The sequence below is a fragment of the Chryseobacterium sp. 3008163 genome (assembly GCF_003669035.1).
Lineage (GTDB): Bacteria > Bacteroidota > Bacteroidia > Flavobacteriales > Weeksellaceae > Chryseobacterium.
In genome coordinates, this window is the sequence record NZ_CP033070.1 from 2,696,409 (window position 1) to 2,719,523 (window position 23,115).

Genomic DNA, 23,115 nt, shown 5'->3' on the forward strand with positions numbered 1-23,115 from the left:
TATTAGAGATGAAGAAGTTGATATTGATGCTCAAACTGAAATTTATTCAGCTCAAAAAAGATGACTGAACTTCCGCTTTGTTTTGAAACTTCGTCAATCAAGTGGAAAGCAATCTGCTTATTGTTGACATCCAAATGACTGAAACATTCATCATAAATCAAAAAATTCGTAGGATTAATCAAGCTTCTTACGATGGCACTTCTTTGACGCTCGCCGTACGAACAGTTTTCGGCCTTTTTATTCAAGAGATTTTCAATTCCCAATCTTTGAGCATATTCTTCCATTTTGGGAATATATTTTTTTCGGTCTTCATTAAAAACTCTAAGCAGAATATTCTCAGAAATGGTCAGGTTTTTAATCAAACGAACATCTTGAAAAAGAAGACTTACCCCATTTTTTCTATTGCTGACAATCTTTTCAAGATGTAAATCTTTTACAACTTGCTGGTCATATTTGATGTTTCCCTCATACTGAAAATGAGTTCCCAGAATAGCTGTTGCCAAAGTAGATTTCCCACTCCCTGAAGGCGCTACAATCAGGTGTTTGTCACCTTTGCTGAAACGGATGTTTTTCTTCCAGATTTCAGATTGTTCAACGTTTCGGGGAGTGAAATATTTTGGGGAAATATTTTCTAAGCTAATATTATCCATTCATGATTAAATAATAAAGTGCATTCTCATCTTTCTTATCTAAAGTGAAAACCGTTTTAGAAACCATATCTCCGTTATCTTCTTTAGATTCGTTCACTACATCGATGATTTTCACAGAGCTGTTTTCTTTATTGCTGTTGTAATCTTTACCATCAGACCAAGAATATGCAGTGATTCCGGACTTTTTATTAAGCTTAGAATTTTTGCTTTCTTTTTTACCTTTAAACTGATAAATTGCTTTATTGTCTTCAGAGAAAATTACCTGATTGTCACCAATCACATACTTTTTACCTTCTCCTAATGGACCTTGTAGAAATGTCGTAAGCTGAGCTTTATTTTTCGGATTGAAACCTAATACAAAAGCATTGTTTGAACGGTAATAATCCATAGAATCTGCCGGTTGCTTAAATTCCACAAAAGCATAATCACCTGTAAATGTTGAAGTAATATCTTCTAATGTCTTGTTTGTTGATGCTAAATAATGATTTATAGTTGCCTCAAAACCAGCTTCTTTAATCAGATATTTCATAAAGTCTAAACTGAAAAATCCTAAAGAAAAAGATTTAGCTTGATCAAGGTCAACATTTTTCACCAAATCATAATTGATACTGTTTTTATCGTAATATTTTTCAACAATCTTTTTCATGTCGCTGTTGAAAAACGTTTTGGTATCCATTTCAGATTTCCCTTTGTCAAAATTAAAATCAAAACCAATTCCTGAATCTTTGATTAGCTTATTTACAGCAAGAGTTTCTATGTAACCTTTCGATGCAAAACTCGCAACAGAAGCAATATTCATCCATCCGCTGATGTCTTTATCGCTTACCAAAGATTTGTTAACCTGATCTTTTATTGCCGAATTAGCAGTTCCTTTTCTTCCCCAGAAATCTGTGAAATACTTTTCGTTCAGTTTAGAAACATTCTCCATATCTGAAGAATATGAGTTGTAAGGATTTCTGTATGAATAATCGCTCGACACAACGGCCATTTTTCCTTTTATGCTTCCCGTCAGTTTGCTGTCAACGTAGATGTAATCTTTTTTGTCGATCGTTACTTTAGTTTTCGTAAGATCAGACATACTTTTTTGAAATTTTGCTTTATCATCAATCCAGAAAAAAGCTTTGATGTCTGGATCGTAAGTAGATTTTCCAGGGTCTGCAATAAAATAAAGAGGTTGGTCAATGTCAATTCCCGATTCTTTCGGTTTGTTGACCAATTGCAGGAAAAATTTCTCATCGTTATTCAGATCTTTCTTCTCTTTCAGTATCTTTTCCACCGGAATTTTATCCGAAATTTTATTCAGATTTACACGTGAAAGCCCGAGAGTAGCGTCGGTCGTATACGTCAGTATATCATTGTTGTTGCCAGAACTGCAAGAGAATAATACTGCAAATGCAAATACATAGAATAAGTTTCTTATTAAATTTTTTCTCATAATTTTTTGTTTAAAAAACAAATATACTAATTTGCAGTTCACGACAATGAAATTTCATTTAAATGAGAGTTATTTAAGTCAAAAACTTCAAAAAAGAAAAAAATAATTTTGAGTTTCAGAAAAATTTATATCTTTGCATCTGAAAATCAAGTTCAACCAATAAAAAAACAACGAAGCAATGTTCAAATACAATCTATATACGTCAGTAGGATTGCCTTTTGCAAAGGCGAGGCTTCGTGGTTTGGTACCTTCTTAGAATAACAGTATAATGAAATATCAAAACCCGAAGTCGAAAGATTTCGGGTTTTTTATTGCGCAATATTTCAAACTCAAAACAGTTTCCCCGAAATCAATTTTTTAGGAGCTTAATCCCGCTGTTCACTGTATCTTTTTTCGCCAAAGCTTTTTTCAAGCCAAAGCAAAAAAAGGATGCCGTTTCCATCGGGGCTAAAACAAACTCCTGCCATAAAACCTAACGGGTTTCAAAAAACCGTTAGGTTTACAAACACGATTGAACTAGAAATCTAGTTTAATAGAATTACTACTAAAATAATTTAGTAATGGGAAATGATAATCTTCTGTGTTTTCGATTAAGAAGTTTGAGAAGCAGAAAAAGAATAATAAAAACAGATTTAGAAAAACAGATTCGGAAGAAGTATAGACATAGTGAAGAACTATGGGATTTAAGACGGAATATTCCATTAGTTCCGTTGGAGACTCCTTATCAGAAGGGGTTTGTGAGGTTTTTTGTAGTAAGAGACGATGTGAAACGTTCCAAGTATGGAAATTTTTTCGAAGGAATTCTTAAAAAAATCAACACAAAAATGTATTCCCCAACCCGAAAATTCTTAAAAAGAAAAGAAAATACGGACGAAGAATTTATGTTGACAGAGAGCAAAAATTAGTTCAGCTGTCAGCTTATCAATGGAATGATCCTAAGTTGGGATTAACGGATGGTGAAAAACAATATTTTCGAAAAAAGAAATTTATAATCCTGTCAGAAAAAGCTATGACACTTATTACGAATTTATTGAAGTATGGAGATTTACCTTAAGAATAAGACCTTGCATGATTACTCATTATAAGCCATTAAATTCAGAATTGGAGAAAGAACACGATGAGTTAAAATCTTATTTGGATAGGTATAAAGTAGCGGGGATTATTCACAAAACTATTTACGGAAGATCTAATTCATGGAAAGATAGATACAAACGTGATCAGTTGAAAAACAGAAAATGCTTTCACTACAAAATGTCTGCAACTGAGATTGCAGAAAACTTAGAGGACATATTTGTCCTAAAATTTTAAAACAAAAACAATGGGAAATTTAAAACTAAAAGGAAAAGATATATTAAAATTAGGCTATCCAAACAACCAGAGCATCAACATCGCTTTGGAAGTGATGAAGAGGAATTTTGCAACCAAAAATATTCATTATGTAAAATCTCTTCTCAAGGAAATCCACCAAAATCCGGAGAACTTCGAGAAAGATTTAACCTTCGGACAAATCGCAGAAGCTTTACTTTCATCAAAGAAAACAGAAAAAAGAATGCTCAACACCAATCGGGCATCATTTCAGATTTTCGGAAACAACATTTCAGATGAAGCAAAAAATCAATTGTACACCGCATTGAAACTTCCAATTGCAATGCAGGGAGCTTTAATGCCAGATGCACACAGCGGTTACGGACTTCCAATCGGTGGAGTTCTCGCCGTAGAAAATGCCGTGATTCCATACGGAGTCGGGATGGATATTGGCTGCAGAATGAGCCTCAGTATTTTGGATACGCCAATTTCATATCTCGATGGCGCAAGAGACAAATATGAAAAAGCGCTTGCCGAACATACAAAATTCGGAATGTACGAAACACACAAATCTCACATCGAGCACGAAATTTTCGATAGAGATACTTTCAATATGATCCCGATTTTGAGAAGATTAAAAGGAAAAGCCATGAAGCAAATGGGAAGTTCCGGTGGCGGAAATCACTTTGTGGAATTCGGGGAAGTTGAAATTACGGAAGAAGACGAGCAAATCGGACTTCCGAAAGGAAAATACCTGGGAATTCTTTCGCACAGCGGTTCACGTGGATTGGGAGCAGAGATCGCTCAATATTATTCGAGAGTTGCGACCGAACAATGTCCGTTACCAAAAGAAGCGCAAAACTTCGCCTGGCTGGATCTTGACACACACCTCGGATTAGAATATTGGACAGCGATGAATCTCGCAGGAGATTATGCTTCTGCCTGTCACAACGATATTCACAGAAGATTGGTAAAAGCAGTCGGCGGAAGAGTAAAAGCCAGAATCGAAAACCATCACAATTTCGCATGGAAAGAAATCCACAACGGAAAGGAAGTGATTGTTCACCGAAAAGGTGCAACTCCGGCAAATGAAAACGAGTTGGGAATGATTCCAGGTTCGATGACCGCAAAAGGATTTATCGTTCGCGGAAAAGGAAATCCGGATTCGCTGAACTCGGCTTCACACGGAGCGGGAAGAGCTTTTTCGAGAGGCGAATGCAGAAACCGCTTCACCCAAAATGACATCAAGAAAGAATTAAAACTCAAAAATGTCACACTGATGGGCGGAAATGCCGAAGAAGCACCGATGGCGTACAAAGACATCAATGAAGTGATGAATGCACAAAGCGAATTGGTCGATATTCTGGGAACTTTTCAACCTCGAATTGTTAGGATGGATAAATAAAATGGTTGTTAGTTTTTGGTTGATGGTTGTTAGGATTTTTAACACCATCAACTGACAACTTTCAACAATTAACAAATTAAAAAACAATGGACAAAATAATACAAATCACCTCGGGAAGAGGACCTTTGGAATGTCAATGGATAGTTGCCAAAGTTCTGAAGGTTTTCCTTGAAGAGACAAAACAAAATAAAATCGATTACGAAATCATTCATCGAGAAAATGGCGATGAAAACCTGACTTTGAAATCTGCGACCTTACTTTTAAAAGGAAAAGAAGTCAACGAATTTTTAAAAACTTGGCTCGGAAGCATTCTTTGGATTGGGAAAAGCACCTACAGAAAATTTCATAAAAGAAGCAATTGGTTTATCGGGATTTTTGAACTAGAAGGTTTGGAGAAAATTGAATTTAATGAAAAAGAAATTCAGTTTCAGACGGCGAGAAGTCAAGGAAGTGGCGGACAAAACGTGAATAAAGTAGAAACCGCTGTTCGTGCAACCTATCCGAAAACCGGACAAAGTGTTTTCGTTCAGGATTCCCGTTCGCAATTGGAGAATAAGAAACTTGCCATCATCAGACTGAAAGAAAAAGTAATGGAATTTCATATTCAGCAATTGGAAAAACAGATGCAGGAAACGTGGAACAATCATTTGAATGTTCAAAGAGGAAACCCAATCCGAACATTTTCGGGAACCGATTTTAAAAAGAATCATCAGGAGAAATCTTTCAAAAAAGAAAGAAATCAACTGAAAAACGAATTAAAAAACTACAGAAATGACCTTAACTAAAAGTAAATATTATTTCGAAGCTCTGGATAATTATCCATACAGCTTGCCGGATTGTCTGGAAGCGTTGAATTATGCGCTTTCCTACGACCCTGAAGATGCAGATTCGCTTTGTCTGATGGGAAGAATCTACAGCGAGATGCTCAACGATTATGAAAAGGCAAAACTCTATTTCGAAGAAGCGATGCTATGCGATGTCACAAATCTCAATACGCCAAAATATTACATCAAGTGTCTTTTGGATAACGAAGATTTGCAGGAAGCAGAAAAATTGATTATTTATTCTTTAAAAATAAAAGGAATTGATAAAGCAACTTTATGGTTTTTCAGATCAATGCTTTCAGAAAAAAGAGGAAGTTTAACGAATGCTTTAAGGTTCTTAACTGAATCTGCAAAGTATTGTTTCTCGTCACAAAGTCTGGATGTAGTAAAAGATCGTAAGAAATTTATAAAGTCTAAGATGCCAAAGAAATCTAAAAACAAGAAGGAGACGAAATAAGTCTCCTTTTTTTGTAAATTTAAGGGATGAAAAACTATTTATTTTTGATTTTAATTTTGATGTTTTCTTGTGAAAAAAATTCGGCGAAAACGGAAGTTAAATCGAAAGACAAAACCTTAGATTTAAAATATGAAGTTTTGAATCAGTTGATTTCTGATGAACTTAAAGATGATAGTTTAATCGCTCTCAATGAAAAGTTCACTAGTAATTACGTTTATAATATCTCTTTGAAAAAGGTTTACCTGCAAAGTAAACGAAATAATGGTGAACCTCCTCCACCTCCAAATCTTGGAGTCGATTTAGAATATGATTCCATTTTTCTTCAAAAAGATTCTGCTTACTATTTCCAACAACAAAAAGAAATATCAAATTTTAAATTTAATAAAAACAGAATAAAACAAAATTTAGATTTTACTAATGATGATGAACTTTATAAAATAAGTCAAATCAAATCAGGAAATTTTTGGACTGAATTTGATAAACGTTATGAGAACAAATGCATAAGGACTTTTTCTGTTCCATTTTTTAATAAAAATAAAACGATGTGCATCCTTCAGTGTTCAATATCTTGTGGTCCATTGGATGGAGGTGGAAATACTTCTATTTATAAAAAAATAAAAGGAAAATGGATAAGAATAAAAACATTTGATACTTGGGTAAGTTAGTATCATGAAAATAAAATTTGACCTCAAAAAGCTTCATTTAAAAGAAACATTCTCCATTGCTTACGGAAATTACAACCATCGTGATGCATTGCTCATTGAATTATCTCATCAAAAATGTAATGGTTACGGCGAGTGTTTGGCGATTGATTATTATCAGATAAATCTTCAAAGTTTTGTTTTAAAATTGAAAGAAATTCAACAACAGATTGAAACTCAGAAAATCATTCATCCCAAAGAATTTTTTAAATTTTTATTAAGTTTAAATCTTCATCCTTTTTTACTTTCTGCTTTAGATTGCGCATATTGGGATTTATTTGGAAAACTGGAGAATAAAAGTTTTATTGAACTCAATCAACTTCCTTCTGAAAATTTAGTAGAAAGTTCAATTACCATTTCCGTCGCAGAAATAGACCAGCAGATTCAAAAAATTGAAAAAAGTAACTGGAATAAGTTTAAAGTAAAATGTAAAGGTTTAGATAAAAACCATGTCGAAAAGCTTTTAGCAATAGACAGAAATATCGCTTTAGATTCCAACGCAAGTTTTACGGATGATGACTGTATTTGGCTTCAGGAAAATGAGAATGTTCAGAAGTTTTCCTATTTGGAACAACCACGAGCGATCGACCATTATCAGGTGTTAAAAAAAGAAATCTTTGCCAATTGGATGGCAGACGAAGATTGCCAGAATATAGATTCGCTGAGTGAGCTCATACCTTATTATAAAAGCATCAATATAAAACTGATGAAGTGCGGCGGTTTGACTCCCGCTTTAGAAATGATTAAAAAAGCAAAAGAATTAGACTACAAAATCATGATCGGCTGCATGACAGAATCTACGGTTGGCGTTTCTGCTGGATGTCTTCTGGCCGGGCTTGTGGATTTTGCAGATTTAGACGGAGCGACCCTTATTTCCAATGATTATGCAACCGGAAATTTTGTAGAAAATGGCAAAATTAATCTTTCCGGAAAGCCAGGTTTGGGAGTGGAACTTATAAAAATTTAAAACAAAAAAGACTTTCCGAAGAAAGTCTACTTTTTATTTACTGAAATCAGATAGTCATAAACCATTTGGTGTTGCTCATCGGTTAGTTTGGCTTTTGGCGCCATTCTGCTTAGCGTTTTTATCCATCCCTGATTATCATGTTTCGCAGGATCCGGTAACTTATGACATTTATTGCAAGAGTTTTCGAAAACGGTCTGTCCTTGTGCTAACTGTTCAGATGAGGTGTATTTAGGTCCGGTTACAGCAACGCTTTTTGGTCCGCATGAAGCTAAAAAGGCTGAACCTAGAATGATACTTAAAACTACTTTTTTCATAATAATTTGTTTTTGGTGAAATTTTATCTTAACCTTACTTTTTCACTGAAACTACATAATCATAAACCCACTGATGCTGTTCGTCTGTCAGCTTTGCTTTTGGCGCCATAGAATTCATAATACCAACCCATTGCACAGAGGTGTATGCTGTAGGATCTGGTAAGCCATGACATCTTTTGCATGAATTTTCAAAGATTGTTTTTCCCTGAGCGATTTGTTCAGCAGTACTTGTTGCAGACTTTGGAGCTTCAGCAACCGGTGTAGATTTTGGTGTACAAGATGCCAATAAAACAGAAGCAAAAGCTGCAGCAAAAAATATATTTTTCATGAAGTTTATTTTTGATTAAAACAAAAGTAAGCAATTCTTGAAAGGCTTCGACGAATGGTATTTAATTTAGAAGCATTAAAATTAATAAGGTATTTACTCTAATTATGAGGGTTATTTTTATATTTTTGAATTACTTAAATGTAAGAGGCGCATCCCACTTTAAAAACTTAATGAATTAAATGAGATTTTCTACTGAAGACTTAATAGAAGGCATAAAATCAGGCAACAAACGTCTGATTGCAAAAGCTATTACCTTAGTCGAAAGTAAAAAGGCGGAACATCGTACTCAGGCGGAAGATTTATTGAAAAAAATTATGCCTCTTACCGGAAAATCAATCCGTGTGGGAATTACAGGCGTTCCGGGAGCGGGAAAATCTACGTTTATTGAAAATTTCGGAAGATTAGCTATTTCAAATGGTAAAAAAGTCGCTGTTTTAGCAATTGATCCAAGTTCGGCCATTAACAAAGGAAGTATTCTGGGTGATAAAACCAGAATGGAAGAATTGGCAAAGGAAGAAAATGCATTCATCCGACCTTCCCGAGTTCCGGATTTTTGGGTGGAGTTGCCAATACGACTTTCGAAACGATGATGATTTGCGAAGCCGCAGGTTATGATTATATTCTAATTGAAACCGTTGGAGTAGGTCAATCTGAAGTTTTGGTTGCAGATATTACCGATGTTTTTTTATTTTTAAAAATTATCGGTGGCGGAGACGAGCTTCAAGGAATCAAACGTGGAATTATGGAAATGGTTGATGTTATTTTCATTAACAAAGTGGAAGAAAGCAATCTTCAAAAAGCTAAAAATACAAGACTTGAACTGAAACGTGCTTTAGATTTTCTCCCATCGAAAGAAAAAGATTGGAAAGTTCCTGTTTTGCTGGGTTCTGCTTTGTATAATGAAGGTTTGCCAGATGTTTTTGAAAGAATCAATGAGTTTATCGATTTAAAAAAGAAGACTGAACGGTTTGACTTGGTGCGAAAAGAACAATCTGAAAAACGGTTTGAATATTGGGTTCAGGAATATATTTTAAATATGATGAAACGAGATGAATCGCTTGAAGAAGCCTATATTCAGCATAAAAAAAATGCTTCAGCGTTGGTTTCAAATCCAAGTACCGAAGCAAAATTATTTGTTGAAAAATTTCTTAAGAAAGACTAAAGCTTTTCTTTTTCTTTTGACATTTCATTTTCAGAAATATACCCATCATAGGAAATAGGTTGTCTGTCGTTGCTTCTGATTGATGTTAATGCTCTTCCGTTTTTATAAATTTCAATGTTGATATCAGAAACATTTCTCACGTCATTCGGTTTGATTTTGTAAACCCAATTTCCTTTTTTACTTTGAGTTTTTGTGACTGTATAATCTTTTGATGTAAATCTATAGCTTGTATCTGAAGATCCATATGTCGATGTAAAAGCTCTTCCGAAATAAGGAAGGGTAACTTCCATCACCCCTTTTTTGATTTCTATTCCGTAGTTGTTACCAGAGATTTGAAATGTACGAAGCTGAAGTGCATTTGGAATTGAATTGACGACATTGATCACATCATAATTCATAGGATTTGCTTTTTCAGCATGAAAAGTAAACTCGTCTGAACCTACTAAATTGTTTATTATTTGAGGGTCAACCTTTTGAGCAGAACAGCTTTGGAAAGTAAACACTAAAAGAAAAATCGAGATTATTTTGAGATATTTTTTCATGATACTATATTAATTAGTAAATTTAAATAGCAAAATCTATGCAAATCTATCCTCGATTTTATTTTTGGAATAGAAATTGTAAGGTTGAACTTATAATATGCACAGCAATGAAAATTAAACATCTTTTAGGAATAGGAGCAACAGCAGTAGCCGTTGTAGCTTGTACAACAAACCCGATTACAGGTCGATCATCTATACAAATTGCCAACAATTCTGAAATTGAAGCAATGGCATTACAACAATACAAACAAACGTTAACAGAATCTAAAATTGTCACGGGTTCTCAGGCACAAAGCGTAAAAAACGTGGGAAACAGAATTAAATCAGCTGCAGAAAAATATTATTCTAGTATTGGAAGGGGTGCAGACTTAGCAAATTACAAATGGGAATTTAATTTAATTCAGGATAAGCAGGTAAATGCTTGGTGTATGCCAGGAGGAAAAGTTGCTGTTTACACAGGAATTTTACCTATCACAAAAGATGAAACTGGATTAGCTGTTGTAATGGGTCACGAAGTATCGCACGCTTTGGCGGGTCATGGGAACGAGAGAATTTCTCAATCAATGATTGCTCAGGGTTTAGGAACGGCATCTGGTTTAGCTATCAAGAATGAAAAAACGGCTGCAATTTTCCAAAGTGTTTATCCGATTGGATCGCAGGTTGTTTTGTTAAAATATGGTAGAAATCAAGAGTCTGAGGCTGATAAAATGGGATTGTATCTGATGTCGATGGCAGGATATGACCCAAGACAGGCAATTCCTTTTTGGAACAGAATGGAAGCGTCTTCTTCAGGATCGAGACAGCCGGAATTTTTATCGACTCACCCAAGTCCGGGAACCAGAGTTTCTGGAATTCAGCAAGATTTACCAAAAGCATTAGAATATTATAAAGTTGCTGGAGGAAAGATTTAATTTAAATTTTCTCACTCATTATTAACCAACAAAACACAACGCATATGAAAGGTATTTCAATAACAGGACTTATACTTTTAGCAGTATCAGCATTACTCTTTTATCTCACAACAGATTTTACTGTTAATAAAATTGAGATTTCCCATGTAATGGGAGTAATGGCAGGAATTGGTATTGGTCTCATCATCGGTGGAATGATTGGTTATGTGAGCAAAGGTTCAGCGATTAAAGCAGAACAGCAAAGAAAAGAATTTAAGCAACTTCAGAAAGATAAAGAAGAATTAGAAAAACAAGCCGCCATCATCGCACAGCGTGAATCGGAACTTGAAAGGCAAAATAAAAATCCTCAAATTTAATTTGAGGATTTTTTATGACTATTTGTTTTATTTAAATTTAGAATTTATACCCTACACCTAATAAAAATAAACTTGATCTGTTATCGTAATCAATTTCTTGGTTTGAACCTGCAACATTGTTGATGAATTTTCTCTGATCTTTTGAGAATGCACCTTCATATCTTGCTGAAAGAATGATCTTTTTGATTTCACTTTGTACACCTAGTTGGTAACCTACTGTAAATTCTTTAGCATCCACTTTCTGTACGAAATTATCAAAATCATCACTTTTCGCTAAATTAAAACTTCCGACAGGTCCTGCGTAAGCACTCAAGAGATTTCCTAATACATTTACCCCAACCAAAACAGGAATATCTACTCTGCTGTTTTTAGCTTTAATAGTAGTTTGAGCTGAATTTACATCATTTTGTACAGTAACTTCATTGCTGAAATTGGTATAATAAATTTCCGGCATTAAGTATAAAGCAGTTGGTAAATCGATTTTTAAAGACAAACCAACATTGAAGCCGGTAATATTTTTTCCTTTTTGTTCCACAGTATTTGAGGCTGCAGTTTTGAAATTTTTCCAAGAAGCAGAGCTTGTTGGGATTGCTACATTAGCTTTGGCTGCCAACGAAATCTGCGCTGAAGCAAAAACTGAAAAGCCTATCAATGCGGCACTAATTAATTTTTTCATTGTCGTCTATTTTTGTAATAGTATTTTCAATTGTTTTATTATTCTCCAAAAGATATTCTCTCAATTCCTTGAATAATTCTGATGAATAAACGAAATCTATCAGATTTTTATTGCCTGCGGTAATCAGGATATCTTTATTACCTTCCCATTCTTTTATTCCCAATCTTAGATACACAATTTTTTCCCCGATTGTCATCACCGAGTTCATATCATGGGTATTGATGATGGTTGTGGTATTGTATTCTTTGGTGATTTCAAGTAATAAATCGTCAATTACATTAGATGTGTAAGGGTCTAGCCCAGAATTGGGTTCATCACAAAAAGATATTTCGGGTGGTTTACAATGGCTCTTGCAATCGCTACACGTTTCTGCATACCTCCGGATATTTCTGACGGAAACTTTCTGTTGGCCTTGTCTAAATGAACTCTTCCGATTACCTCAAAAACCCTTCTTTTCTTTTCTCTGAAAGTAAGATTAGTAAACATGTCTAAAGGAAACATGATGTTTTCTTCCACAGTCAATGAATCAAACAATGCACTTCCCTGAAATAATGTTCCTATTTCAGATCGTAATTGCTGTTTTTCTTCACGATTCATCACATTGATATCTCTACCGTCAAACAAAATTTCTCCTGATGAGGGCTGATAAACATTCAATAAACTTTTTAAGAAAACGGTTTTACCAGATCCACTTTGTCCGATAATCAGGTTTGTTTTTCCTTTTTCGAAATTGGTTGAAATTCCTTTAAGCACTTCAACATCACCAAAACTCTTTTTAAGATTTTTTACCTCAATCATCAGCTTAATATTAATTGTGTTAAAATTAATTCGGAAATAATGATGAAAACCATTGTCCAAACCACAGCTTGCGTACTTGCTCTACCTACTTCCAATGAACCACCGTTTACAAAATATCCAAAATAAGAAGGAACCGTAGCTATCACAAATGCGAATACAATTGTTTTTGCAAATGCATAATAGATGAAAAGATTAGGCATATACATCTGGATACCGGTGATATAATCTGCAGTTGTCCAGTTCCCTGTCAGCATTCCTGCAATATAACCGCCACCAATACCGAAAACGATACTTAGTGCAATCAGAATAGGATTGAAAATAAGGCAAGCTATGATTTTTGGTAAGATTAAGAAGTTGGGAGAATTTACACCCATAATATCTAATGCATCTATCTGCTCAGAAACACGCATAGTACCAATCGTAGAGGCTATATATGAACCTACTTTTCCTGCAAGGATCAAACTAATAATCGTAGGTGCAAATTCAAGAACTAAAACTGCTTTTGTTGCATATCCTACAAATGACGTTGGAATCGGAAATGAAGAGGCATCAAAATTATTAAACATCTGGATGGCAACAACAGCACCCACAAATATGGATGTGAAAATAACCAACCCGAACGAGTTAACACCCAAATCATTGATCTCTCTCATAAACAACTTCCAAAAAACTCTCATTTTCTGAGGTTTTTGAAGAGATTTACCGATAAGAATCATGTATTCTCCTATGGCTGTAAAAAACTTTTTTAACATTCTGCTAAATTAGACTATTTTATTTATTTACTTGGCGTTTTTATCGCCTCCTACTACCAGTACAATGGTTTTTAAAATGATCACCAGATCAAGTACAAAACTCCAGTTTCTTACGTAAAAAGCATCGGCAAGTATTCTTTTATTCATCTCCACTTCTACGTTTCCGGAGTCTCCGCGGAAACCGCTTACCTGTGCTAAACCTGTAATTCCTGGATTTGCTAAACTTCTCAGTGTGTATCTTCCTATTTTCGGCTTATAATAATTGTCAACTGCTAACATGTGAGGTCTTGGGCCAACAATAGACATTTCGCCTTTTAAAACATTAATAAACTGAGGCATTTCGTCTAAACTCGTCTTTCTTAAAAACCTTCCGATTTTTGTAATTCTCGAGTCATTATCACTGGTAGTTTTTGTAGTAGATTCATCGTTAACAATCATTGTTCTGAATTTAATACAATTAAAAACCTCTTCATGAAAGCCGTATCTTTTTGAACAAAAAAAATAGGACCTTTTGAGTTTCTTTTAATTAAAATAGAAATTATTGGAAACAACCATGAACAAATCAAAACTAAGACCAATGTAGAAAACACAATGTCAAATGTTCTTTTTAGAAAGAAATTTGAATAATAATCTAAAGGATATTTTGCCTGATTTAAAACAGGTTGTGTTTCAATATATCCCAAATCATAATAGAAAAAGTTGCTTTTTGAAATATTGGGAACCAGCGATACGTGAACTTTGTGCTCTTCAGCTAATTTAAATAATCTCTTCTCTAATTCTTTGTCAAGAGCACTATCTGTTGGAATGAAAAGTGTATGAATTCCGTTGGTTTTCCAGAATTCGATTAATTCATTAAAAGAAAGATTAGAAGAATTGTAACTGAAAATTTTGTATCCGTAGTCCTTTCTGCCTTTCAAAATGTCTTTTAAAACATCAGTCGAGCCGTTTTCACCCAAAAACATAATGTTTCTATGGTTGATACCAATTGAACGTAAATACTTTATAATGAAAAATATTATTGATCTTAAAAGAAAATAAAGAAAAATAAATATAAAGTAAGCCAGTAAATGTCAGAATTAAAAAAAAGATTGTTGCTGACCTTGCCAATCAATAAAATTCCTATAGTAAAGATCACAAAATGACTGAATAATCGCTCAAGAAACAAAGTATAAGTAAGGTTTCTGGGGATATTATAAATTCTTGTTCTGCCACTCAAAAGCATCCAGAATAAGAATAATAATGCCAGAGAAAAACTGTTTTGATACCATGTTTCTTCGTGATGTCTCAAACCCTCATTTCGGCTTATAAAAAAGAATATAAACACAGATGCAATAACCGAAAGGTCAAGCAAGACAATAATCGATTTTAGATATCTAGAGTATCGAATTCTTTGCATCTAATGATATTTAGGATACGGAAAGCTAATTTATGGATTTTTTATGGGATATTCAGATATTTATGTGTCTGAACCGATGCCTGCCAACGTGGATTGGCAAGAATAAAGTCGGTGATTTTAGGATAAATTTCCTCACGTTTACTCCATTCGCTTTGCAAATATAGTTTACAGTTTTCCGAAACTTTTGTAGCCTGTTCTTCAGCGAATTTTAAATCATTATTATTAAAAACAATGACTTTCAGTTCGTGAGCCTTTTGATAAATTTCTTCTTTCGGCAATCCTGTTTTCTTTGGTGAAAGGGTAATCCAGTCCAATTGTCCGCTCATCGGATAAGCTCCGGAGGTTTCAATGTGAACGGTACATCCTAGTTCCTTTAACTTTCCTGTCAAAATATCTAAATTCCACATCAAAGGTTCGCCACCTGTTAAAACTACAATTTTACAATATTTTGCGGCCGTTTCTGCAATTTCCTCAGCATTCATTAAAGGGTGAAGTGTTGGATCCCAACTTTCTTTCACGTCACACCAATGACAGCCGACATCGCAACCACCCAACCTTATAAAATAAGCTGCTTTTCCGGTATGAGCACCTTCTCCCTGAATAGTGTAAAAATGCTCCATCACCGGGAGCATTTTACCTTCTTTTAATAATATATCTTCTACTAAATCCATTTCAAATTAGTCGTTATAGACTGAAGTTTTGTAGGCAATGATGGTGTTTTTCATCAACATTGCTCTTGTCATGGGACCCACTCCTCCGGGAACAGGCGTAATCCAGCTTGCTTTTGCTGCACAACTGTCGAAATCAACATCACCTGCCAAATAGTATCCTTTTGGAGAGTCGTCGTCTACTCTTGTAATACCTACATCAACGATTACTGCTCCGTCTTTGATCATTTCACCTTTTAAGAAGTGAGGATCGCCTAAAGCTGTAATGACGATGTCTGCTTTTTTTGTATATTCTTCAATATCTTTTGTGTAAGAATGCGTAAGGGTAACCGTAGAATTTCCAGGGAAATCTTTTCTTCCCATCAAGATACTCATGGGTCTTCCTACAATCTTGCTTCTTCCAATAATGACACAGTCTTTACCTTTTGTTTCGATATTGTATCTTTCCAATAATGTTAAAATCCCGAAAGGCGTTGCAGGTAAGAAAGTATCCATTTCCAAAGCCATTTTCCCGAAATTTGTAGGGTGGAAGCCGTCAACATCTTTTCTTGGATCGATTGCGTTGATGATTTTCTCCTGATCAACCTGGTCGGGTAAAGGTAACTGAACAATAAAACCGTCTACAGATTTATCTTTATTGAGTTCCTCGATTTTTTCCAATAATTCAGACTCAGAAACTGTGCTTGAAAATTTGATTAAGCTTGATTGAAAACCAACTTCTTCACAATCTTTTACTTTAGCATTTACATAAGCCTTGCTCGCTCCGTTGTTTCCTACAAGAATTGCTACCAAATGCGGGGCTCTTCTTTTGCTCGCAAGGATTTTATCAACTTCAACCTTGATCTCTGCTTTTATTTCTTTGGATACTTTTAATCCGTCAAGAATTTCTGCCATTTTACTTTTATTAGATTTTTACTTATTTCCTTTATAATAATTAATCAACCCATTTGTTGAAGAATCATGAGAGCCAATTGCCTCATTATTTTCAAGTTCCGGCAAGATTTTGTTTGCTAAAACTTTTCCTAATTCTACTCCAAACTGGTCAAAACTGAAAATATTCCAGATTACACCTTGTACAAAAATTTTATGTTCATACATTGCAATCAATTGTCCTAGTGAAAATGGAGTTAATTCCTTGAACATGATCGAGTTAGTAGGGGTGTTTCCTTGGAAGATTTTATAATTTAACAAGAAATCGATTTCTTCATCAGACTTTCCTGAAGCTTTTAATTCTGCCTCGACTTCTTCTTCCGTTTTTCCGAAGGCAAGTGCCTCAGTCTGAGCGAAAAAGTTAGCTAAAAGTTTATCCTGATGATCAGAAACTTTGTTTGGGCTTTTTGCATACGCAATAAAATCAGCAGGAATCAATTCTGTTCCCTGGTGAATCAATTGATAGAAAGCGTGTTGTCCGTTTGTTCCCGGCTCTCCCCAAATGATTGGCCCGGTTTCATATTCTACAAATTCACCGTTTCTATCAACACATTTTCCATTACTTTCCATATCTCCTTGTTGAAGATACGCTGCAAATCTGTCTAAATATTGAGAGTAAGGAAGAATTGCATACGTTGTTGCCGCATAAAAATTACGGTACCAAATTCCTAAAAGCCCCATCAAAACAGGAATGTTTTCAGAAAAATCTGCGGTCTGGAAATGTTGATCGCTATCAGAAGCTCCTTTTAATAATTGTTCGAAGTTTTCATATCCAACTGAAAGAACAATGCTTAAGCCAATCGCGCTCCAAAGTGAATATCTTCCGCCAACCCAATCCCAGAATTCGAAGATGTTTTCTTCTGCGATTCCAAAGTCTTTAACAGCTTGAACATTAGTTGATAAAGCCACAAAGTGTTTTGCTACATCTTCCTGTTTTCCAGCTTTTAAGAACCAATCTTTTGCCGAATTAGCATTTGTCATTGTCTCTTGTGTCGTAAACGTTTTAGAAGCAATGATAAATAAAGTGGTTTCAGGATTTAAATTCTTAACAACTTCTGCGATATGATTTCCGTCTACGTTGGAAACGAAATGAACGTCTAATCTTGTTTTGAAATGCTTCAAAGCTGAAACTACCATTACAGGTCCCAAATCTGAGCCTCCGATTCCTATATTCACAATATCTGTGATTTCTTTTCCGCTGAAACCTTTATGATTTCCTGAAATAACGTTTTCAGAAAAAGATTTCATATGATCCAAAACTCTTTTGATCTGAGGCTTGATATTTTCACCGTCAACCAAAATTTCCTTATCAGAAAAATCTCTTAATGCTGTATGCAAGACCGCTCTTCCTTCTGTTTCGTTGATTTTATCTCCTGAAAACATTTTAGAAATCGCATCTTTTAGCTGACATTCTTCTGCAAGATTTAATAATAATTCTTTTGTTCTTGTATCAATCAAGTTTTTAGAATAATCGAATAGAAAATTGCCTTTTTTGATAGAAAACTCTTCAAAACGGTTCGGATTGTATTGAAAAAGGCTTCTCAATTCAAAATCATTATTTCCGAAATGTTCGTCAAGTGATTTCCAGCTATTGGTTTGTGTAGGATTTATTTTTGATAACATATATTTCTTAAGGACTTAGATTATTAATTCTAGAAATTAATTTTGGATTAAAAATTTCTAAAAAGGGTATCATTAAATTTCTAATTTGCAAATTTAAGGAAAAATAAAACCTCAGATGAATTTGAGCGTTATAAATAACAATTTTTTAAAAAACAAACGCCAGATCAAGTCTGAGGTTTCATGGTTGTTATTTTTTGAATTATGAAATTATTCGTCTATTTCGTTCAGTATATTTTCGAGTTGTTTGGCACTTTTTCCATAGAAATATTTTGTCCATAAAACAATGCCTGCTACAACTGCCATAGTTCCTATGAGAACGCTCAGTATCAAAACCTGCTGATAATGGGTTGACATATTTTCTAAAGACTCTCCTTTTTTCTCCAACATATTATAAAGCACCAATCCTAATGTGATCATAAAGTGAGGAAGAAGAAGGAACCCGAAAGATTGGTATCTTTCCAAGTTTAGTTTCAATTCATGATATATTTTCCAGAGGCTGTTTTGGGTATTTCCGGTATACAGTTCGGTCTGTTTATAAAATTTATAAAATCCGAAAAAGTAATAAGAAGATATTACCACAAGCATGGCGTAAGAGGTATAATAAATAACATGTTGTGAGGCAGGAAAATTTAATTGTTGTGGAAAGAATCCGAGAAGAATGATGGCAATAATCTGAAATGGAAATTCCATTTTCATGCTTTTTTGGATCTTTTCTATAGGATGTTTGCTTTTCTTTAGCTGTTCTATGTTGTTGGGAATGTTGACGCTATCGGCGTTTTCATTATTCCATTGTTCTTTTAATTGATCAAAATTCATAGCCTGATTTTTTTATGATTTGCTGTATTTTTTCTTTGGTTCTGTTAAGTTTTACACGGGCATTGCCTTCACTAAGTCCTAAATTGTCTCCGATTTCTTTATGTGACATACCTTCCATAAAGTAAAATATAACGGCTTTTTCTAAAGCTTTAAGTTCTTGAACGGCAGTGTAAAAAACTTCCAGCTGCATGTCTTTCGTAGGATTATAATCTTCATGCTGAATCTCAAAATGATCGGGAACATCTGTGTGATTATTTGTACGCCTTTTTTCTTTTTTTAAATAAGTAATTGCAGTATTAATGGCTACGCGGTACATCCACGTTGAAAATTCACTGTTACCTTTGAAGTTCTGATAAGATTTCCAAAGCTGAATAAGAATTTCCTGCTGCAGGTCTTCTCGGTCTTCCAAAGAATCCGCATAGATTCGTGAGGCCTTATACAAAATACCTTTGTGTTTGTTGACGAGATTAAAAAAAGTGGTTTCAGTTTGACTGCTCACGATGATTTCATGGTTTGGTTATGTGTTAAAGGCTTGGAATTGGTTTCAGGGTGTATCCTTTAGATTTTAAACGTTGGATAACTCCGTTTTTACCCATAAGATGAGCACCTCCTACGGCAAAGAACGAACTTTCTTTTTTCATGATTTCCGGCATTTTTTCTGCCCAGTTATTATTTCTGTCCGTAAGCATGGCTTTTTCCTGTTTGGCATTCATTATTTTGTCATTCTTAAAGAGTGTGTAAAGAGATTTTATATCTTCTTTTTTAAATGCAACGATCATTTCCTTAAGTAGGATTTCATATTCCTTTCCCATTTTTAGTTGCTCAATAACAGCTTTCAAATCATAAGCTTTATTAATGGAGGTCATCTGATCCTCTACTTTTTCAAGCCCGAAGACTTTCTTTTTAATTTTCAACGCATTTTTGAGAAGTTCTATTTCATACAGTTTTACTTCAGTTTGTGGACACGGTATAGCTTTCATCGAAATCAATGCATACAATGCCTGTGAGCTGGAATTGTCCATCTTCGTCAAATCTGTTCCGTAATCGGCAAGGATCTTATCTAGTTTCTTTGCTTCTGCAGGAGTAAGCTGATCAGATAGTTTTTTATCCGTCTGATACATTTTCTGCATCGCTGTCATTTCATTAGGATCGGTATAATTAATCTCCATGACAAATTGATCAGATTTTTCAAGAGCTTTTATAACTTTAGACTTTATCTCAAAATCCTGACTACACATAATATGGAATGTTCCTGCAATATAAGATGGTTTTGTGAGTCCATTTCCTGAAACTTCCCAAAGTGTACTGTTTTCGAGGTTCGTATTCTGAGCTTTTGCTGTTGTGAAAGTTGCTGATAATAATACTGCGAACCCAAGTTTTACTAAATTTTTCATATGATTAAGGTTTTAATTTTTTATTCTTTAAATAGTAGGTAAGGGCAGTATTATAATCGTTACAGTTTTTTTTTGAAAAAAATAAAAAACCTCCTGAAATGGAGGTTTGAAAATCTAAAATTATGTTGATAACCATTACGGTTAGGATAGTTTTAATTAAATCTGATCAGGCTTTTTAAAATATTTTCTTTTTCTCAACAAATAAATAATTGCTGCTGCGATCAATAAAATTGGCCAAATGGTGATTAATCCCACCGCAATTCTCTGAATTAAATAAAAGCCTTCCACAAAAGCATTTTTTGCATCGTAAAAGAAATTGAATTTATATTTATTGTCAATGTTTTTTGAGTTGGTTACGGCAATTTCTGCAATGCGAAGCTTTGGTTCTTTTATATAAATATCAACGGTGCTGTACTTTAAATTTTCGGTTACATCAAGATTTGCAAGCTGTTGCTGGTTTTCTTCAGACATATTCTCGTCGCTCATTTTCACTTTATCTTTTGTGGTTTTAAGCTCAGAAATATTTTCATCGGTTTTCTTGATCCTTTTTCCTTCCAATTCTGCATATTTAATACTTGAAGTCACATCTTCTGCATTAATAATTCTTGAATTCAGGAACAATTTTTTATCATTAACTAGGGTTAAAAGTTCGCCCAATTTTGAAGTGGGAACTCTTACCTGCATAGAATTTTCAGTCTGATATTTTTTCACAAGCATTGCGTCTTCATCGGAAGTATTATAAGTTTCCTCTGAAATTACTCTGCTTTGTAAATCGCTGTGCGTAACAAATCCGCCAAGTTCCTGTACTGATTTCTCAATCGAAATAGTTGCATCATAAACATCTTTTACCTCCATGTTTACATTGGCTGTTTTGATAAATTGTTTGTCTTTTACGGACATCGTTGCAACTGACGAAACATTATCAGAAATATTTATCGAAGCTGAATCTGCTGCTACAGACATTTCATAATCACTCGTGGTTGCTTCACCTTTTTTACAAGAATAAATTCCTGATAAAATTGCAATTGCAATGGTTAATCTGATGTAGGTCGTTTTCATAGTATTGATTTTTTAATGTTTTGCTTACTTCAAAGTTGAGAACGAAACCTTTGTAATGTTTGAAAATAGGAAGTAAAAATTTGTAAATAAAATATTCAGTTTAAATTATTGTAAATCAGTATTTTGTAAAATATTAAAGTCTGTGTCTTTGGTATTTCGGATTGATTTTTGCTTAAATTTTACAAATCAAACCAAAATCAATATGTCTAATACTTTTTCTAAAATCAGAAACGCCATAGAATTATTTAAATCAATCGACTTTGATCAGTTAGGCGAAATTTCACAAAAAGTAAATCTCCCCAAACTAATGGAAAACTTTTCCAAACTGGACGATAAACAGTTAAGTGGAATGATGAAAATGCTTGACCCGAATAAAAAGAAGAAAGAACTTCCGCCGATTGACGGTGATTTTTACGATATTTATCACACTTTGACGCCAGAACAAAGAGAAGTTCAGCTTAAAGTAAGAGCGTTTATGGAAAAAGAAGTGAAACCTTTAGTTAATCATTATTGGCTGAGAGACGAATTTCCTCATGAATTAATTCCTAAATTCCAAAAATTAGATATTTGTGGAGTAACATATGAAGGTTACGGTTGCAAAGGAATGCCCTTTCTGATGGAAGGTGTTATAGCGATGGAAATGGCAAGAGTCGACGCTTCAATTGCCACCTTTTTTGGAGTACAATCTGGCTTGTCGATGGGCTCAATTTACATTTGTGGTTCGGAAGAACAAAAACAAAAATGGCTTCCTCAAATGCAGAAGTTCGAGAAAATTGGTGCGTTTGGATTAACAGAACCTGAAGTTGGTTCAGGAGCAGCAGGTGGTCTAACGGTGACATGTAAAAAAACTCCGGATGGCTGGATCTTAAATGGTCAAAAAAAATGGATCGGAAACGCAACGTTTGCTGATTTAATTATTATTTGGGCAAGAGATTTAGATGATGGTGAAGTGAAAGGTTTTATCGTTGAAAAAGATAATCCCGGATATTCTGTTGAGAAGATTAAAGGGAAAATGGCTTTGAGAATCGTTCAAAATGGTTTGATTACTTTGAAAGATTGTATTGTAACAGAAGATAATCGTTTACAAAATGCTAATTCCTTCAAAGACACGGCAAAAGTTTTGAGAATGACAAGAGCTGGCGTTGCTTGGATGGCGACAGGTTGTGCAAGAGGAGCTTATGAAAGTGCATTAGATTATACAAGAACAAGAGAACAATTCGGAAAACCGATTGCCTCGTTCCAAATGATTCAGGGACATTTAGTAGAAATGCTTTCTAACTTAACAGCAATGCAGACGATGGTTTTCAGGCTTTCTGAAATGCAGGATGAAGGAATTTTAAAAGACGAGCATGCTTCTTTGGCTAAAGTTTTCTGTACCATGCGAACAAGAGATATTGTTTCGAGAGCACGAGAAGTTTTAGGTGGAAACGGAATTTTGCTTGAATATGATGTCGCAAGGTTTGTCGCTGACGCAGAAGCAATTTACTCTTATGAAGGAACAAAAGAGATCAATTCACTGATTGTCGGTAGATCAATTACCGGATTCAGCGCATTCGTTTAATATATTTGAATAATCAATTGTGAATCTTTCCCAAGTGAATTTTGAAAAATTAACAAGTGGAAACGGATTCACAATTGGTCATTTG

General features: G+C 34.4%; 26 protein-coding genes and 2 pseudogenes. 11 read left to right on the forward strand and 17 right to left on the reverse strand.

Features of this window, described 5'->3' with window-relative positions:
* Window positions 1–2: 2 nt before the first annotated feature.
* Together EAG08_RS12285 and EAG08_RS12290 are read right to left on the reverse strand one after the other, a co-directional pair.
* The gene (locus EAG08_RS12285; RefSeq protein ID WP_129535688.1) at window positions 3–650 is read right to left on the reverse strand and encodes an ATP-binding cassette domain-containing protein; all 648 of its coding nucleotides are present in this window, start codon (window positions 648–650) and stop codon (window positions 3–5) included.
* Window positions 643–2,085, reverse strand: coding sequence for a DUF4836 family protein (locus EAG08_RS12290; protein WP_129535689.1), 1,443 nt, complete (start codon window positions 2,083–2,085; stop codon window positions 643–645). Before EAG08_RS12290 ends, EAG08_RS12285 begins: the two co-directional genes overlap by 8 nt.
* Before the next feature lie 560 nt (window positions 2,086–2,645).
* Here EAG08_RS12290 and EAG08_RS12295 point away from each other — a divergent pair.
* The 7 genes from EAG08_RS12295 (at window position 2,646) to EAG08_RS12325 (ending at window position 7,744) form a co-directional block, all read left to right on the forward strand.
* The gene (locus EAG08_RS12295; protein WP_129535690.1) at window positions 2,646–2,990 is read left to right on the forward strand and encodes a hypothetical protein; all 345 of its coding nucleotides are present in this window, start codon (window positions 2,646–2,648) and stop codon (window positions 2,988–2,990) included.
* Window positions 2,991–3,153: 163 nt separating this feature from the next.
* Entirely contained in the window at window positions 3,154–3,393 is a 240-nt protein-coding gene (locus EAG08_RS12300; protein WP_129535691.1) for a hypothetical protein, read from the forward strand.
* Between the two features lie 10 nt (window positions 3,394–3,403).
* Window positions 3,404–4,795: an RtcB family protein gene (locus tag EAG08_RS12305; protein WP_129535692.1), complete on the forward strand. Its 1,392-nt coding sequence runs from the start codon at window positions 3,404–3,406 to the stop codon at window positions 4,793–4,795.
* Between the two features lie 86 nt (window positions 4,796–4,881).
* Complete coding sequence (prfH, locus tag EAG08_RS12310) at window positions 4,882–5,580, forward strand: peptide chain release factor H (RefSeq protein ID WP_129535693.1); 699 nt, start codon at window positions 4,882–4,884, stop codon at window positions 5,578–5,580.
* Complete coding sequence (locus EAG08_RS12315; protein ID WP_129535694.1) at window positions 5,567–6,076, forward strand: tetratricopeptide repeat protein; 510 nt, start codon at window positions 5,567–5,569, stop codon at window positions 6,074–6,076. The genes prfH and EAG08_RS12315 overlap by 14 nt, the downstream gene beginning before the upstream one ends.
* A gap of 26 nt (window positions 6,077–6,102) precedes the next feature.
* The gene (locus EAG08_RS12320; RefSeq protein WP_129535695.1) at window positions 6,103–6,741 is read left to right on the forward strand and encodes a hypothetical protein; all 639 of its coding nucleotides are present in this window, start codon (window positions 6,103–6,105) and stop codon (window positions 6,739–6,741) included.
* A 4-nt stretch (window positions 6,742–6,745) separates the two neighbouring features.
* Entirely contained in the window at window positions 6,746–7,744 is a 999-nt protein-coding gene (locus EAG08_RS12325) for an enolase C-terminal domain-like protein (protein WP_129535696.1), read from the forward strand.
* Window positions 7,745–7,770: 26 nt separating this feature from the next.
* On the opposite strand, the gene EAG08_RS12330 is transcribed toward EAG08_RS12325, so the two are convergent.
* Window positions 7,771–8,058 carry a cytochrome C gene (locus EAG08_RS12330; protein WP_129535697.1) on the reverse strand — a complete coding sequence of 96 codons (288 nt, stop codon included), beginning with the start codon at window positions 8,056–8,058 and terminating at the stop codon, window positions 7,771–7,773.
* Between the two features lie 34 nt (window positions 8,059–8,092).
* Window positions 8,093–8,386 (reverse strand): c-type cytochrome, encoded by a 294-nt coding sequence (locus EAG08_RS12335; protein WP_129535698.1) that lies wholly within the window; start codon window positions 8,384–8,386, stop codon window positions 8,093–8,095.
* A 179-nt stretch (window positions 8,387–8,565) separates the two neighbouring features.
* Here EAG08_RS12335 and meaB point away from each other — a divergent pair.
* Window positions 8,566–9,548 (forward strand): annotated as a pseudogene (meaB, locus tag EAG08_RS12340) (methylmalonyl Co-A mutase-associated GTPase MeaB).
* Here the strand turns inward: meaB and EAG08_RS12345 are convergent.
* Window positions 9,545–10,090 (reverse strand): DUF4251 domain-containing protein, encoded by a 546-nt coding sequence (locus EAG08_RS12345; RefSeq protein WP_129535699.1) that lies wholly within the window; start codon window positions 10,088–10,090, stop codon window positions 9,545–9,547. The pseudogene meaB and the gene EAG08_RS12345 overlap by 4 nt on opposite strands.
* A gap of 107 nt (window positions 10,091–10,197) precedes the next feature.
* Between EAG08_RS12345 and EAG08_RS12350 the strand changes: the two genes are divergently transcribed.
* Window positions 10,198–11,001, forward strand: coding sequence for a M48 family metallopeptidase (locus EAG08_RS12350; protein ID WP_129535700.1), 804 nt, complete (start codon window positions 10,198–10,200; stop codon window positions 10,999–11,001).
* A gap of 44 nt (window positions 11,002–11,045) precedes the next feature.
* Window positions 11,046–11,357, forward strand: a complete 312-nt coding sequence (locus tag EAG08_RS12355) for a hypothetical protein (RefSeq protein ID WP_129535701.1) — start codon at window positions 11,046–11,048, stop codon at window positions 11,355–11,357.
* 37 nt (window positions 11,358–11,394) lie between these two features.
* Here EAG08_RS12355 and EAG08_RS12360 read toward each other — a convergent pair whose 3' ends face one another.
* The 12 genes and pseudogenes from EAG08_RS12360 to EAG08_RS12410 form a co-directional block, all read right to left on the reverse strand.
* Window positions 11,395–12,033 carry an outer membrane beta-barrel protein gene (locus EAG08_RS12360; RefSeq protein ID WP_129535702.1) on the reverse strand — a complete coding sequence of 213 codons (639 nt, stop codon included), beginning with the start codon at window positions 12,031–12,033 and terminating at the stop codon, window positions 11,395–11,397.
* Window positions 12,017–12,831, reverse strand: a pseudogene (locus tag EAG08_RS12365) (ABC transporter ATP-binding protein). The gene EAG08_RS12360 and the pseudogene EAG08_RS12365 overlap by 17 nt, the downstream one beginning before the upstream one ends.
* On the reverse strand, window positions 12,831–13,583 hold the full coding sequence (locus tag EAG08_RS12370) for an MlaE family ABC transporter permease (RefSeq protein ID WP_129535703.1): 753 nt from the start codon (window positions 13,581–13,583) through the stop codon (window positions 12,831–12,833). Before EAG08_RS12370 ends, EAG08_RS12365 begins: the two are co-directional and overlap by 1 nt.
* Window positions 13,584–13,610: 27 nt before the next feature.
* On the reverse strand, window positions 13,611–14,036 hold the full coding sequence (locus tag EAG08_RS22680) for a sugar transferase (RefSeq protein WP_262696839.1): 426 nt from the start codon (window positions 14,034–14,036) through the stop codon (window positions 13,611–13,613).
* A complete protein-coding gene (locus tag EAG08_RS22685; protein WP_262696735.1) occupies window positions 14,018–14,545 on the reverse strand; it encodes a sugar transferase in 528 nt (175 codons plus the stop codon). Before EAG08_RS22685 ends, EAG08_RS22680 begins: the two co-directional genes overlap by 19 nt.
* 475 nt (window positions 14,546–15,020) lie before the next feature.
* Window positions 15,021–15,650 carry a 7-carboxy-7-deazaguanine synthase QueE gene (locus EAG08_RS12380; RefSeq protein ID WP_129535704.1) on the reverse strand — a complete coding sequence of 210 codons (630 nt, stop codon included), beginning with the start codon at window positions 15,648–15,650 and terminating at the stop codon, window positions 15,021–15,023.
* 6 nt (window positions 15,651–15,656) lie between these two features.
* Window positions 15,657–16,541 carry a bifunctional 5,10-methylenetetrahydrofolate dehydrogenase/5,10-methenyltetrahydrofolate cyclohydrolase gene (locus EAG08_RS12385; protein WP_129535705.1) on the reverse strand — a complete coding sequence of 295 codons (885 nt, stop codon included), beginning with the start codon at window positions 16,539–16,541 and terminating at the stop codon, window positions 15,657–15,659.
* Window positions 16,542–16,559: 18 nt separating this feature from the next.
* Window positions 16,560–18,200, reverse strand: coding sequence for a glucose-6-phosphate isomerase (gene pgi / locus EAG08_RS12390; protein ID WP_129535706.1), 1,641 nt, complete (start codon window positions 18,198–18,200; stop codon window positions 16,560–16,562).
* 207 nt (window positions 18,201–18,407) lie between these two features.
* Window positions 18,408–19,016, reverse strand: a complete 609-nt coding sequence (locus EAG08_RS12395) for a hypothetical protein (protein ID WP_129535707.1) — start codon at window positions 19,014–19,016, stop codon at window positions 18,408–18,410.
* A complete protein-coding gene (locus tag EAG08_RS12400; protein ID WP_129535708.1) occupies window positions 19,006–19,515 on the reverse strand; it encodes an RNA polymerase sigma factor in 510 nt (169 codons plus the stop codon). Before EAG08_RS12400 ends, EAG08_RS12395 begins: the two co-directional genes overlap by 11 nt.
* 25 nt (window positions 19,516–19,540) lie before the next feature.
* Window positions 19,541–20,410: a TraB/GumN family protein gene (locus EAG08_RS12405; protein WP_129535709.1), complete on the reverse strand. Its 870-nt coding sequence runs from the start codon at window positions 20,408–20,410 to the stop codon at window positions 19,541–19,543.
* Between the two features lie 156 nt (window positions 20,411–20,566).
* Window positions 20,567–21,469, reverse strand: a complete 903-nt coding sequence (locus EAG08_RS12410; protein ID WP_129535710.1) for a DUF4349 domain-containing protein — start codon at window positions 21,467–21,469, stop codon at window positions 20,567–20,569.
* A gap of 202 nt (window positions 21,470–21,671) precedes the next feature.
* Between EAG08_RS12410 and EAG08_RS12415 the strand changes: the two genes are divergently transcribed.
* Window positions 21,672–23,030: an acyl-CoA dehydrogenase family protein gene (locus EAG08_RS12415; RefSeq protein ID WP_129535711.1), complete on the forward strand. Its 1,359-nt coding sequence runs from the start codon at window positions 21,672–21,674 to the stop codon at window positions 23,028–23,030.
* The last annotated feature ends 85 nt before the right edge of the window (window positions 23,031–23,115 follow it).

Bases quoted from the DNA above. Each gene is read 5' to 3' on its own strand.
- EAG08_RS12285 (WP_129535688.1), bottom strand. From the start codon at position 650: ATGGATAATATTAGCTTAGAAAATATTTCCCCAAAATATTTCACTCCC.
- EAG08_RS12290 (WP_129535689.1), bottom strand. From the start codon at position 2,085: ATGAGAAAAAATTTAATAAGAAACTTATTCTATGTATTTGCATTTGCA.
- EAG08_RS12295 (WP_129535690.1), top strand. From the start codon at position 2,646: ATGGGAAATGATAATCTTCTGTGTTTTCGATTAAGAAGTTTGAGAAGC.
- EAG08_RS12300 (WP_129535691.1), top strand. From the start codon at position 3,154: ATGATTACTCATTATAAGCCATTAAATTCAGAATTGGAGAAAGAACAC.
- EAG08_RS12305 (WP_129535692.1), top strand. From the start codon at position 3,404: ATGGGAAATTTAAAACTAAAAGGAAAAGATATATTAAAATTAGGCTAT.
- prfH (WP_129535693.1), top strand. From the start codon at position 4,882: ATGGACAAAATAATACAAATCACCTCGGGAAGAGGACCTTTGGAATGT.
- EAG08_RS12315 (WP_129535694.1), top strand. From the start codon at position 5,567: ATGACCTTAACTAAAAGTAAATATTATTTCGAAGCTCTGGATAATTAT.
- EAG08_RS12320 (WP_129535695.1), top strand. From the start codon at position 6,103: ATGAAAAACTATTTATTTTTGATTTTAATTTTGATGTTTTCTTGTGAA.
- EAG08_RS12325 (WP_129535696.1), top strand. From the start codon at position 6,746: ATGAAAATAAAATTTGACCTCAAAAAGCTTCATTTAAAAGAAACATTC.
- EAG08_RS12330 (WP_129535697.1), bottom strand. From the start codon at position 8,058: ATGAAAAAAGTAGTTTTAAGTATCATTCTAGGTTCAGCCTTTTTAGCT.
- EAG08_RS12335 (WP_129535698.1), bottom strand. From the start codon at position 8,386: ATGAAAAATATATTTTTTGCTGCAGCTTTTGCTTCTGTTTTATTGGCA.
- EAG08_RS12345 (WP_129535699.1), bottom strand. From the start codon at position 10,090: ATGAAAAAATATCTCAAAATAATCTCGATTTTTCTTTTAGTGTTTACT.
- EAG08_RS12350 (WP_129535700.1), top strand. From the start codon at position 10,198: ATGAAAATTAAACATCTTTTAGGAATAGGAGCAACAGCAGTAGCCGTT.
- EAG08_RS12355 (WP_129535701.1), top strand. From the start codon at position 11,046: ATGAAAGGTATTTCAATAACAGGACTTATACTTTTAGCAGTATCAGCA.
- EAG08_RS12360 (WP_129535702.1), bottom strand. From the start codon at position 12,033: ATGAAAAAATTAATTAGTGCCGCATTGATAGGCTTTTCAGTTTTTGCT.
- EAG08_RS12370 (WP_129535703.1), bottom strand. From the start codon at position 13,583: ATGTTAAAAAAGTTTTTTACAGCCATAGGAGAATACATGATTCTTATC.
- EAG08_RS22685 (WP_262696735.1), bottom strand. From the start codon at position 14,545: ATGTTTTTGGGTGAAAACGGCTCGACTGATGTTTTAAAAGACATTTTG.
- EAG08_RS12380 (WP_129535704.1), bottom strand. From the start codon at position 15,650: ATGGATTTAGTAGAAGATATATTATTAAAAGAAGGTAAAATGCTCCCG.
- EAG08_RS12385 (WP_129535705.1), bottom strand. From the start codon at position 16,541: ATGGCAGAAATTCTTGACGGATTAAAAGTATCCAAAGAAATAAAAGCA.
- pgi (WP_129535706.1), bottom strand. From the start codon at position 18,200: ATGTTATCAAAAATAAATCCTACACAAACCAATAGCTGGAAATCACTT.
- EAG08_RS12395 (WP_129535707.1), bottom strand. From the start codon at position 19,016: ATGAATTTTGATCAATTAAAAGAACAATGGAATAATGAAAACGCCGAT.
- EAG08_RS12405 (WP_129535709.1), bottom strand. From the start codon at position 20,410: ATGAAAAATTTAGTAAAACTTGGGTTCGCAGTATTATTATCAGCAACT.
- EAG08_RS12410 (WP_129535710.1), bottom strand. From the start codon at position 21,469: ATGAAAACGACCTACATCAGATTAACCATTGCAATTGCAATTTTATCA.
- EAG08_RS12415 (WP_129535711.1), top strand. From the start codon at position 21,672: ATGTCTAATACTTTTTCTAAAATCAGAAACGCCATAGAATTATTTAAA.